The organism is Streptococcus danieliae, from assembly GCF_025447695.1.
In the GTDB taxonomy this organism is placed as follows: domain Bacteria; phylum Bacillota; class Bacilli; order Lactobacillales; family Streptococcaceae; genus Streptococcus; species Streptococcus danieliae.
The window spans coordinates 1-11,408 of record NZ_JAOBSU010000057.1; the positions used below are offsets into that span (position 1 = coordinate 1).

Genomic DNA, 11,408 nt, shown 5'->3' on the forward strand with positions numbered 1-11,408 from the left:
AAATCAAAAACTTCTAGAAACATTGATCTATCAGGGTTTCTAGAAGTTTTTTTAGTTATCTATGAATAATTCGGGTTCTCAAGATTTGCAGCATAAGGCATTGGAACGTCTTCACCCGCACAGCGGCGAATTGGGGCGTCCAAATAATCAAAGGCCTCTGATTCAGCAATTATTGCAGAAATCTCTCCAATAAAACCGCTTGTTTTATGAGCATCGTTGACGAGAACAACTTTTCCTGTTTTCTTGACGGAATTGATGATGATTTCCTTATCCAGAGGCACCAAGGTCCGTGGATCAACGACTTCAACAGACACGCCAGTCTCAGCTAACTCTTCTGCCGCCTGGAGAACACGCCGAAGCATTTTACCATAGGTTACGACGGTGACATCGGTTCCTTCTCTTTTAATTTCCCCCTTACCTAAAGGAATCACATATTCAGGATCGACCGGCACCTCGCCTTTTTGGTTAAATTCGGATTTGTACTCTAAGATAATAACAGGGTTATTATCGCGGATAGAGGCTTTAAGAAGCCCCTTCATATCGGCAGGGGTTCCCGGAGCGACAACCTTCAAGCCTGGAATATGGGTAAACCAGCTCTCCAAGGATTGGGAGTGCTGGGCTGCCGAGCCAACACCATTCCCAGCTGCACAGCGGACAGTCATAGGCACCTTGCCCTTGCCTCCAAACATGTAGCGGGTCTTAGCAGCCTGGTTGACAATCGCATCCATAGCAATGACAGAAAAGTCCATAAAGGTCATATCGACAATCGGACGGAGCCCAGTCATGGCAGCACCTGCTGCAGCACCAGAAATGGCTGATTCTGAAATCGGCGTATCGCGAACCCGCTCGGGACCAAATTCTTCTAACATCCCGACAGAAGTTCCAAAATCGCCACCAAAGATTCCGACATCTTCTCCCATCAGGAGAACATCTGGATCTCGGCGCATTTCTTCAGACATAGCTAGGATAATGGTATCCCGAAATGACATTAATTTAGTTTCCATGTGTGATATACCTCTCTTACTCCGCATAAACATCTTCAAAGGCTGATTCTAGGGGTGGGAATGGGCTGTTTTCAGCAAATCGAACAGATTCTTCCACCAGCTCTTTAACTTCTGCCTGGATAGTATCCAATTCCTCAGAACTAGCGATTTGCTGATCTAGTAGGTATTTCCGTAAATTTTCAATCGGGTCCTTTTTCTTCCATTCTTCAACTTCTTCGCGTGTCCGGTATTTACCTGGGTCAGAAGAGGAGTGTCCCAACCAACGATAGGTTACACTTTCAATCAGAACAGGTCCCTTACCAGAACGAACATGGGAAACGGCTTCTTGGAAACCTTTATAGACATCCAAGATATTATTACCATCTTCAACAAAGATACCTGGAATACCGTAGGCAGTAGCCCGTTGATAAATATGCTCCACATTGGTCATTTTTTTGATATCTGCTGAGATTCCATAACCATTGTTGATACAAGCAAAAATAACTGGTAACTTCCAAATTGAGGCCATATTCACCGCTTCGTGGAAGGCTCCTTCATTGGTAGCCCCATCTCCAAAGAAGCAGACAACAATTTTGTCAGTTCCTTTCATTTGTTGGGTTAGGGCAGCACCAACGGCGATTCCCATACCACCCCCAACAATTCCATTGGCCCCCAGGTTTCCAGCATCCAGATCAGCAATGTGCATGGACCCCCCTTTCCCTTTACAGGTTCCGGTGTATTTCCCGAGGATTTCAGCCATCATTTCATTAAGATTGATGCCTTTTGCGATGGCTTGGCCGTGACCACGGTGGTTGGAGGTGATCAAGTCATCGGGATTGAGGGCCATCATAGCCCCAACATTGGCAGCTTCTTCCCCAACGGAAAAGTGGGTCATCCCTGGAACTTTTCCTTTTCTCACCAGTTGGGCGATTTTTAAATCCATGCGACGAATTTCTTCCATTTTACGAAACATGTTCAGTAAAAGAGATTTATCTAGTGTTTCCATATGTTTCCCCTTCTTAAATTTCACAAACTTACACTTCTTATTTTATCTTGTCTTGAAATCCCTGTCAAAGGAAAAGTTACAAAAGAAAAAAGCCTAGAGTGTTAGAGTTTTTTAACACTAGCTAGACTTTGATTGGTTCCAATTATTCCGCCAACGTTTCAACGTCGTGGATGATATTGTGAATGACGTTAAGATTGTCTGAAGTGAAGATAAACATATCATTTCCTTGCAGTTCTGCAAATGCTTCTGGCATACGAAGGCTGGCTTTCAAATTCGCTGCATAGCGCTCCAAAAGCTCTTCTTTGGATATTTGATAGTTGAACCGATCACGGCGAGCAATTGCCAGAGCATGATTTACAGGACCATCTGCTTCAGGGAAACCATTACCAGCAACAAGGCTAGCATAGTCACGGAAAAGATCACGTGAATATCCAAAATTGTAGACATCTATTGCAAAGGCTCCAGCAGGACGGTTGTTGTACTCGACAGCGATATAGTCATCGCCATTTCGGAAAAACTCAATATGGAAGAAGCGTTCTTTCATACCGAATGCTTTGACAGCTGCTTCTCCATACTGGCGTAGTAAAGGATCGACTTCCATCTGGGTGTAATAAGCAAACCCTTTTTGCTGTAAGAGAATGTTTAATGGAGTATCTGTGTAGTCAAAGGATGTTGACCAAACGATATCCCCCTCAGCATCGACCAAGCCATCAAAGGTACACATTTCTGTACTGGTTACAAATGGTTCTAGGAAATAAGCTACACTGCGATCCCAATTTTCAAGGAAATCCCGAACAGAACGTGGGTCATCCAGTTTATAAGTTGCCGCAGCCCCTACTCCATTATCCGGTTTTGCAATGAGAGGAAGACCGAGACGTTCAACCGCTTCCTCCACTTCTTCATCGGTGGTCACAACACGCCCTGGAGTTACAGGTACCCCTGCTGTACGGAAAATTTCCTTCATTTTGGACTTGAATTTAGTCTTTTCAATATCTCCATTTTTAGGGCCAAAGACATTAAATTGTGTCCGTAGTTGGGCATCCATTTCCAACCAGTATTCATTTTGTGATTCAATGCGGTCAATGGGACCATGTTTGTAGAATAGAAAGGCCACTGCACGTTTTACTTCATCCAAATCTTCCAAGTTAGATACGCGGAAGTATTCGGTCATAGCCTCCTGTAGTTCATGCCCCAGCTGCTCATAAGGCTCTTGGCCAATACCGAGTACAGTGACCCCTTGTTTAGCCAATTCAATAGAAAATTTCTGAAAATTTTGTGGGTAATACGGTGAAATAACGATGTAATTCATAATTCATCTCCTTTTATAAATCAAGACTTTCTAAGAAATACGGGAATTGGACACGCCACCAATCCCAATCATGGGCCACATCATAGCCCCACACATCAAACCAGGCTGGAATTTGTTTGTCCTCAAAGGCTGCTTTCAAGCTATAAAATGAGGGCAATCCATCTTGTTCCCAAGCTCCTAGACCCGTGCAAACAATGATATTAGCAGACTGGTAATGGTCTAGGAACCATGGATCATTTTGATGCCAGATATAGTCGCTCGGAGAATTTTGGTAAATTTCTTTATCATCTCCATATTCACCAACAAAGAAACGAGCATCATACACACCACTCAAGGCAATTACTGTTTGAAACACATCTGGATGTTGCAAGAAGAAGTTCAAGGCATGATAAGCTCCCATGGAACATCCAGAGGTCATCAAAGATCCTTCCCAATTAGTCAAGGATTTGATAAAAGGCACTGCCTCTTGAATCACGTAGCGTTCATAGGCCAAGTGTGCTAAAGCACGATCATGACCAGGCTTCCAATTGGCCTCCCAACTTTCATCATCAATGCTAGACAAGGTGAAGAATTGGACTTTGCCCTCGTCAACAAAACGTTGAGCCGCATGCACCATGCCAAAATCATAAAACTCATTGTGGCTGCCACCTGATGATGGGAAGACAATCACTGGTACTCCAGCATGCCCATAACGGTTCAAGTGCATGTCACGACCTAATTCGTGACTCCAATGTACAAGATTTTCGATATTCATAACCTTCTCCTTTTACCTTTCATCATGGTGCCAAAAACGACTCAAAAATCGGAAACAATCTCCTAGTTGTTCAGACCAAGCAATCTCATTGTGCTCAGCATCTGTCTGCACTACTAATTCTAGATTGTTAATACTATGCCCCATACGAATGAGATCTTTAAAATAGCGAATGGAAGAGCTAACATAAGCTTGCTTAATATTACCTCCAATTAAGCTCTTATCCGTCTCATCGTCTTCTTGAGTTCCTACATAGATATAAATCCGTTGCGGAGCTAGCATCGGTGTTCGTTCAATATAGCGATTGAAAGCGTCCTGGTGTAGGAAGTTGGCCGAAGAGAAAATTCCCAGACAACCAATCCGATCTTGGTAGGCCAACCCCATAAATTGGGTAATATTCCCACCCAGAGAACTTCCAATCATAGCCGTATATTCCCGTTGCGGCTTAGTTCGGTATTCCTGATCAATAAAGGGTTTGACCACTTCCATAACAAATTCTGCATATTCAATTCCCTTACCACCAAAACTAATACCTGGGATCCCTCCTTGGAATTTCCAAGCAGAGTACTCATTCATGCGGTTTTCACCATCATTATCAATAGCCACCACAATCATTCGGTCAATATCTGGATTACGCTTAATGGTTGGAATGACCTTCCAAGAATAGCCACTAAAAGCCTCTTTACTATAGAGAACATTCTGACCATCATGGAAGTAAACAACCGGATAGAAGCGCTCCGTATCTTGTTCGTAGTTCTTTGGAAGAAGAACCCGCACGCGCCGAGCTTCCCCACTATAAGGAACTTCCAATTCATGCGTCTGCATGTCTAAATAAAAGTAAGATTGATTCATTGTCTGAAAACTCTCTATATTCAAAAACTTTAACTCAGTATACCACAAAAGCCCAAGGCTGTATATATATTTTTGAAGATTTTCAAAAAGTTTTCTTAAATGAATAAAAATAAGACCAAGTCCAGGCCAGACTCAGTCTCAGTTCTTATTTTTCAAGATAGGGTTGCAAATCCTCCAGCGCTCGTGCAGCAATTTTCTCATACCGCTCCTTCTTATCACGGATACGCGGCCCATCCAATTCCTTGATAATCCCAAAGTTTACATTCATCGGCTGGAAGTGTTTGCTATCGGTTGAAGTAATATAGTGCGGTAAACTGCCAATGGCAGTTGTTTGCGGGAAAAGCACCTCCTCTTCACCCCGGAAAAGGGCAACAGCATTAATCCCAGCTACTAAGCCAGAAGCCGCTGATTCCACATAACCTTCGACTCCCGTCATTTGTCCTGCAAAAAAGAGATTGACTTGCTTTTTGGAACGGTAGCTTGGGCTGAGGAGGTTAGGAGAATCCATATAGGAGTTCCGGTGCATCACCCCATAGCGGACGAACTCAGCATTTTCCAAACCAGGAATCATTTGGAATACCCGTTTTTGCTCGCCCCATTTGAGGTGGGTTTGGAAGCCAACAATATTGTAAAGGCTACCAGCCGCATTGTCCTGACGAAGCTGAACTACGGCATAAGGAGTTTTGAAGTCCCCATCCCGCGGCCCTTCATAGTCGTCTGGGTATTCCAGTCCAACAGGTTTCATCGGACCATAAAGCATGGTTTTGATACCCCGTTTTGCCATGACCTCAATGGGCATACAGCCTTCGAAATATTTTTCTTTTTCAAACGAATTCAAAGGAGCTTCTTCTGCGTTGACCAAGGCATCATGGAAGGCCATAAATTCTTCCTTGGTCATGGGAGCATTGAGGTAGGCTGCTTCCCCTTTATCATAACGAGATTTAAGGTAAACCTTACTGTGGTCGATGGTGTTGACATCCACAATCGGAGCTGCCGCATCATAAAAGTAAAAACCAGTTCCACCATTGAGCGCGTGGATCTTCTCGGCTAGGGCATCGCTGGTTAAGGGACCAGTCGCCACAATCGTGATTTCATCCTCAGGTAAGTCTTGGATCTCTTCACGGATAACCTCAATCAGCGGATGGTTAGATAGTTCCTCTGTCACGGCTTGCGAGAAACCTTCCCGGTCGACAGCCAAGGCTCCGCCTGCAGGAACACGGGTTGCTTCTGCAGATTTTAAGATAAGAGAATCTAAGCGACGCATTTCTTCCTTGAGCAATCCTACCGCATTGGTTAGGGCATCTCCTCTAAGCGAGTTGGAGCAGACCAACTCGGCAAATTGATCGGTTTTATGTTGGGGTGTTTTTTTAGGTCCCCGCATTTCATACAAGCGAACTGGGATGCCACGTTTGGCAATCTGATATGCCGCTTCACTGCCGGCTAAACCAGCGCCAATTACATTAATATGAGTTGTTTTATACATTATTTAACCTTTGCTTCTTCATAGTCTCCGTTGACACAGACAACCTGCTTGCCGCCACCGCGGACTTTCTTTTCAACGAGCGTTCCCTGACATTTTGGACAACTTCGCCCAACAGGTTTGTCCCAGCTGGTAAATTCACAGTCTGGATAGCGATCACAACCATAGAATAGACGATTCTTTTTACTCTTACGTTCGATTACTTGCCCTTGTTGGCATTGAGGGCAGGTCACACCAATTTCCTTGACAATCGCCTTAGTATTACGACAGTCGGGGAAATTACTGCAGGCATAGAATTTTCCATAGCGGCCTAGTTTGATCACCATAGAATTTCCACAGACATCACAGTCAAAGCCAGCTGGTTCATCCTTGATTTGGATTTTTTCCATTTCTTCCTCAGCCTTGCCCAATTCTTTTTTAAAGGGTTGATAGAACTGATCAATAACCTTCTGCCATTCTTCCTGGCCAATCTCGACATCATCCAAACGGGTTTCCAAGTCGGCTGTGAAATGAACGTCGACAATGTCTGGGAAGAACTCGACGATTAGCTTGTTGACAATTTCACCCAACTCGGTTGGTTCAAAGCGCTTGGCTGCCAATTTAACATAATAGCGTTTCTGGATGGTTTCAATGGTTGGGGCATAGGTCGAAGGACGGCCAACACCGTTTTCCTCCAGGGTTTTGATCAGGGTTGCCTCTGAATAGCGAGCGGGTGGCTGTGTAAAGTGCTGTTCGGGTTTGCTGGAAATCCGTTTGACTTGATCGCCAACCTCCATATCTGGCAGCATTTTATTGCGGTCACTGTCATTATAAATAGCTAGATACCCATCAAATTTAACTTGACTACCATTAGCTGTGAAACGCACACCGGCTTGTTCCAAATTGACCTTCATGGTATCAAAGATGGCTGCAGTCATTTGACTGGCTACAAAACGGTTCCAGATTAAGGTGTAGAGTTTCAATTGGTCCTTGTCCAAATACTTGCTGATTGATTCAGGCGTTAGGTGGACATTAGAGGGACGAATGGCTTCGTGAGCATCCTGGGCTGAGCTAGCATTTCGCACCTTGCTTCCGTGTTTGGAATAATTGGCTCCAAAACGCTCGGTGATAAAGTTAGCTGCCTCATTGGTCGCAATGGGACTAATCCGAGTGGAGTCAGTACGCATATAGGTAATGAGCCCCTGAACTCCGCCGGAAATTTTAATTCCCTCATACAATTGCTGCGCCACGGACATGGTTTTTCGAGTCCGGAAATTGAGCTTGTTGGCCGCATCCTGTTGGAGGGAAGAGGTTGTGTAAGGAAGGGGCGCATTTCTCCGGCGCTCCTTCTTTTCAACCTTAGTTACCTCAAAGTCATCGGATTTAAGAAGGCTGAGTACCTCCTGAACATCCTCATTGGTTTTCAACTCTTTCTTTTTCCCGTTCACTCCATAAAATGAAGCTTGGAACTGCTTATTGCCTTTTTTAAAGACGGAATCGAGGGTCCAGTATTCTTCTGGAATGAAGGCATTAATTTCAGCTTCGCGGTCAATAATCAATTTAAGGGCGACAGATTGAACCCGGCCGGCGGACAACCCTTTTTTGACTTTTTTCCAAAGAATCGGAGAAATGGAATACCCCACAATCCGGTCTAAAACGCGTCGGGCTTGTTGGGCATCCACTAGATCCATATTGATGCTCCGAGGTTCTTTAAAAGCGCTCTTAACCGCATCTTTTGTGATTTCATTAAAAACCACGCGATTGTCGTCTTCTAGGTTTAAATCCAGGATATGGGCCAGGTGCCAAGAAATAGCTTCTCCTTCACGGTCTGGGTCACTTGCGAGAAAGACTTTTTTGGCTTTTTTAGCTTCTTTCTTAAGATCGTTGATTAGGGGTCCTTTTCCACGAATGTTGATGTATTCAGGTTGGTAATTGTTTTCAAAATCAACAGACATGGAGGATTTTTTCAGATCGCGAATATGGCCCACACTAGCCATGACCTTGTAATTACGACCGAGATATTTCTCAATCGTTTTAGCCTTGGCTGGGGATTCGACGATCACTAAATTTTTCTTAGGAGTGGTTTTTTTCTTTGTTTTCGTAACCAATCTCTTCACCTTTCACTTCAAATTAAACTGGGACAAGTTTACTCTATTTTCATAATCCTGTCAACAATTCAGTATCTCTATAGGAAAACTTTAAGTTAGTTTTAAGTCGTTGAGAATGTCTAAACCGCATGAAACATAGCGTGCTCCCTCTTTCAAGAGCTGGTGACACCCTTCATGACTTTCTAATAGAATCGAACCAGGAATGGCATAGATCTCCCGGCCAGATTCTAGGGCGCGATCCGCTGTAATTAAACTGCCCGACCGTACCTTGGCTTCAGCCACCAAAACTGCTGCAGACAAGCCTGCGATAATCCGATTGCGATTGGGAAAATGGTAGGGCTTGGCAGTTTCCTGGGGACCATACTCGCTCAGTAATAGTTGGTGCTGTCCCATATATTCTTGTAGGCGCTTGTTTTCCAGAGGATAGACCCGGCCCAAGCCAGTCCCTAAGATCCCGATTGTCGGTGTTGCTGCTCTGAGGGCTGCCTTGTGAGCCGCGGTGTCAATGCCCCTGGCTAAGCCACTGACAATCGCCAATTTTCCTTGAAGCTCCGTAATAATTTTGGAAACAGCTTGGATTCCGTAAGGGCTGGCCATACGACTACCAACAACCGCGAGCGCAGGCAGTTGTAACAAGTCCAGATTCCCCTGGTAAAACAGCAACAAGGGCGGGTCATAAATTTCTTTGAGACTAGCTGGATAGACAGAATCGTCTACGACAAAAGAGGGAAAGGAATGAAATTCCGCTCGCAAGGCCTGTGGATCCAGTTTCTTAGCCTTCTGGAGGCGGTCAAAGGGCTCTTTACAACCAGAGACCACCAACCGATTGCGGAGAACTTCTTCTCCTCGGCCTTTCTCATAATCGATAATCTTCCGAATTTGAGAATTGCTTAACCCTAACTTACGTAAGTAAAAGATATCAAATGCTTTCATGATTCACCTCTCTTGCTTATTCGCAAAAGAGATGAAAAATTACAGATCCTTGAGGGGAGCGAAGGTCATTCTATGGATAGGAGAAGGACCTAGTTGGGCTAGGCCCCGTAGATGGTTCGCTGTCCCATAACCCACATTATTTGCAAAATCGTAACCTGGAAACTGCTGATCATAAGCCTCCATGAGTCGATCCCGCTCTACCTTGGCAATAATACTAGCTGCAGCAATCGACTGACTACGGGTATCCCCCTTAATCAAACTGGTTTGCGGCAGCGGAAGATCCAGCTCCATGGCATCAATCAAAAGATAGTCCGGCTGAATCTCCAGCTTCTGGATCGCTTCCTGCATGGCCAGCTTACTAGCCTGGTAAATATTGACCTGATCAATCATTGCTGCATCGATACAGCCAATACCGATAGCAAGCGCTTCTGCTTTAATGGCCTCATAGACTTCCATTAATTTCTTTTTGCTTAATTTTTTAGAGTCGTTAATCCCCCTAATCCGGCTAGAGGCTGGCAAAATGACTGCCGCAGCCAAGACGGGTCCTGCTAAGGGTCCGCGACCAACTTCGTCAACCCCAGCGATCGTTGTGTATCCTTGGGCATACAACTCCTTTTCAAAAGCCACCAAGGATTCCACGCGCTCCTGCTCAGCCAAGGCAGCCTGCAACTGCTTTTGCCGCTGTACCAAGAGCTTCTGAACCCCCTGCCGTGAATCCTCCTGCAAGTCCAGAAAAAGAGGGTGGTCCAAGCGATCCACCCCTGCTAGTAAGGCCTTAATTTCGTTAATCGTTGCCATTTAAATCACCTACCCGGTCCAAGGTATAACGTCCAAGCTTGCCATCACGAACCTCTTTGACAAACAATTGGTAAAAACGGTCATAATCCTCTCGAAAACCTAACAAGTTTGTCCCATCCATAATATAATCCGGTGTTTCCAAATCCAAGGATAGCTTGGGAAAACGCTCCTGTAAACGTTCTGGATAATAGATTTTGAAGTAATCCAGTCCAAAAATCGTCACCTCGTCCATTGGTAGCAACTGGTCTTTGATGGCTCCCGTTAGAGCTAGTTTCAAAGCCACTTGCTCATCCTCAAATTTTGGCCACAGAATCCCTGGTGTGTCTAAAATTTCCAAATCCTTGTTGGTCCGCAACCACTGTTGGCCCTTGGTCACACCTGGCTTATTGCCCGTTACCGCTATTTTTTTACCCGCCAAACGATTCATCAAGGTTGATTTTCCAGCATTGGGAATCCCAATAATCATGGTTCGCAGAGTCTGTGTCCGGATTCCACGCTCTTCCTGCCGTTGTAATTTAGCAGCCATGAGCGTTTTCGCGGCCTCGGTCACTTTCTTGACACTGGAGGCCTCTTTAGAATTTAAAGCCAGAACCGTCTTGCCCTGCTTTTCAAAATAAGTACGCCATTCTTGGGTTACCTGCGGATCTGCCAAATCTGCCTTGTTGAGAATTAACAACTGTGGCTTATCCCCAACAATCTTTGTTAACATGGGATTTTGACTAGATAGGGGCAAGCGCGCATCGACCAAGACCGTCACAAAATCGACAAACTTGAGACTCTCCTGCACCTGCCGTCTCGCCTTGGACATATGTCCAGGGAACCATTGAATTGTTGCCATCTTTAAAATCTCCTTCACTACCAAGTTTTTAGAGGATGCTTACTCCTCCTATTATTCATCCTATTCAACCAGGGTTTATTCAGGGGGTTGCTCTTGATAAATCTGACCAATAATAGAGTCCCCCGATACCAGAAAAAATGACTGATCAACTTGTCAATCAAATTGAAAACAGTTATGCCACTTTATTGAATTAAAACAGCTAGAAACGCTATTAAATCAACGTTTACAACTGTTTTTTATATAATCTTATTCATTATACCACATTCCGCTGCTCTTTGAAGGAGAGGCTCGCCCCCTCCCGAGTTTATCACTTTATGTTATAATCAACCTAACTCAATCGCTTGATAGAACTGGATTTTTTTGAAATTTCC

At 44.6% G+C, this 11,408-nt stretch carries 10 protein-coding genes; all 10 read right to left on the reverse strand.

What is annotated here, in order from left to right:
- Positions 1-59 precede the first annotated feature (59 nt).
- Entirely contained in the window at positions 60-1,004 is a 945-nt protein-coding gene (locus tag N4310_RS05170; RefSeq protein ID WP_262092331.1) for an alpha-ketoacid dehydrogenase subunit beta, read from the reverse strand.
- Positions 1,005-1,020: 16 nt separating this feature from the next.
- The gene (locus tag N4310_RS05175) at positions 1,021-1,989 is read right to left on the reverse strand and encodes a thiamine pyrophosphate-dependent dehydrogenase E1 component subunit alpha (protein ID WP_262092332.1); all 969 of its coding nucleotides are present in this window, start codon (positions 1,987-1,989) and stop codon (positions 1,021-1,023) included.
- Between the two features lie 142 nt (positions 1,990-2,131).
- Positions 2,132-3,298 (reverse strand): ATP-grasp domain-containing protein, encoded by a 1,167-nt coding sequence (locus N4310_RS05180; protein WP_262092333.1) that lies wholly within the window; start codon positions 3,296-3,298, stop codon positions 2,132-2,134.
- A 13-nt stretch (positions 3,299-3,311) separates the two neighbouring features.
- Positions 3,312-4,052 (reverse strand): esterase family protein, encoded by a 741-nt coding sequence (locus N4310_RS05185; protein WP_262092334.1) that lies wholly within the window; start codon positions 4,050-4,052, stop codon positions 3,312-3,314.
- A 12-nt stretch (positions 4,053-4,064) separates the two neighbouring features.
- On the reverse strand, positions 4,065-4,901 hold the full coding sequence (locus N4310_RS05190) for an alpha/beta hydrolase (RefSeq protein ID WP_262092335.1): 837 nt from the start codon (positions 4,899-4,901) through the stop codon (positions 4,065-4,067).
- A gap of 145 nt (positions 4,902-5,046) precedes the next feature.
- Complete coding sequence (trmFO, locus tag N4310_RS05195) at positions 5,047-6,384, reverse strand: methylenetetrahydrofolate--tRNA-(uracil(54)-C(5))-methyltransferase (FADH(2)-oxidizing) TrmFO (RefSeq protein WP_262092336.1); 1,338 nt, start codon at positions 6,382-6,384, stop codon at positions 5,047-5,049.
- Positions 6,384-8,477: a type I DNA topoisomerase gene (gene topA, locus N4310_RS05200; protein ID WP_262092338.1), complete on the reverse strand. Its 2,094-nt coding sequence runs from the start codon at positions 8,475-8,477 to the stop codon at positions 6,384-6,386. The genes trmFO and topA overlap by 1 nt, the downstream gene beginning before the upstream one ends.
- An 81-nt stretch (positions 8,478-8,558) precedes the next feature.
- Complete coding sequence (gene dprA, locus N4310_RS05205) at positions 8,559-9,401, reverse strand: DNA-processing protein DprA (protein ID WP_262092339.1); 843 nt, start codon at positions 9,399-9,401, stop codon at positions 8,559-8,561.
- A gap of 39 nt (positions 9,402-9,440) precedes the next feature.
- Positions 9,441-10,199: a ribonuclease HII gene (locus tag N4310_RS05210; protein WP_262092341.1), complete on the reverse strand. Its 759-nt coding sequence runs from the start codon at positions 10,197-10,199 to the stop codon at positions 9,441-9,443.
- Positions 10,186-11,037, reverse strand: a complete 852-nt coding sequence (gene ylqF, locus N4310_RS05215) for a ribosome biogenesis GTPase YlqF (RefSeq protein ID WP_262092343.1) — start codon at positions 11,035-11,037, stop codon at positions 10,186-10,188. The genes N4310_RS05210 and ylqF overlap by 14 nt, the downstream gene beginning before the upstream one ends.
- Positions 11,038-11,408 lie beyond the last annotated feature (371 nt).

Excerpts from the sequence above, each read along its gene's own strand:
- N4310_RS05170 (WP_262092331.1), bottom strand. The coding sequence starts at position 1,004 with ATGGAAACTAAATTAATGTCATTTCGGGATACCATTATCCTAGCTATG.
- N4310_RS05175 (WP_262092332.1), bottom strand. The coding sequence starts at position 1,989 with ATGGAAACACTAGATAAATCTCTTTTACTGAACATGTTTCGTAAAATG.
- N4310_RS05180 (WP_262092333.1), bottom strand. The coding sequence starts at position 3,298 with ATGAATTACATCGTTATTTCACCGTATTACCCACAAAATTTTCAGAAA.
- N4310_RS05185 (WP_262092334.1), bottom strand. The coding sequence starts at position 4,052 with ATGAATATCGAAAATCTTGTACATTGGAGTCACGAATTAGGTCGTGAC.
- N4310_RS05190 (WP_262092335.1), bottom strand. The coding sequence starts at position 4,901 with ATGAATCAATCTTACTTTTATTTAGACATGCAGACGCATGAATTGGAA.
- trmFO (WP_262092336.1), bottom strand. The coding sequence starts at position 6,384 with ATGTATAAAACAACTCATATTAATGTAATTGGCGCTGGTTTAGCCGGC.
- dprA (WP_262092339.1), bottom strand. The coding sequence starts at position 9,401 with ATGAAAGCATTTGATATCTTTTACTTACGTAAGTTAGGGTTAAGCAAT.
- N4310_RS05210 (WP_262092341.1), bottom strand. The coding sequence starts at position 10,199 with ATGGCAACGATTAACGAAATTAAGGCCTTACTAGCAGGGGTGGATCGC.
- ylqF (WP_262092343.1), bottom strand. The coding sequence starts at position 11,037 with ATGGCAACAATTCAATGGTTCCCTGGACATATGTCCAAGGCGAGACGG.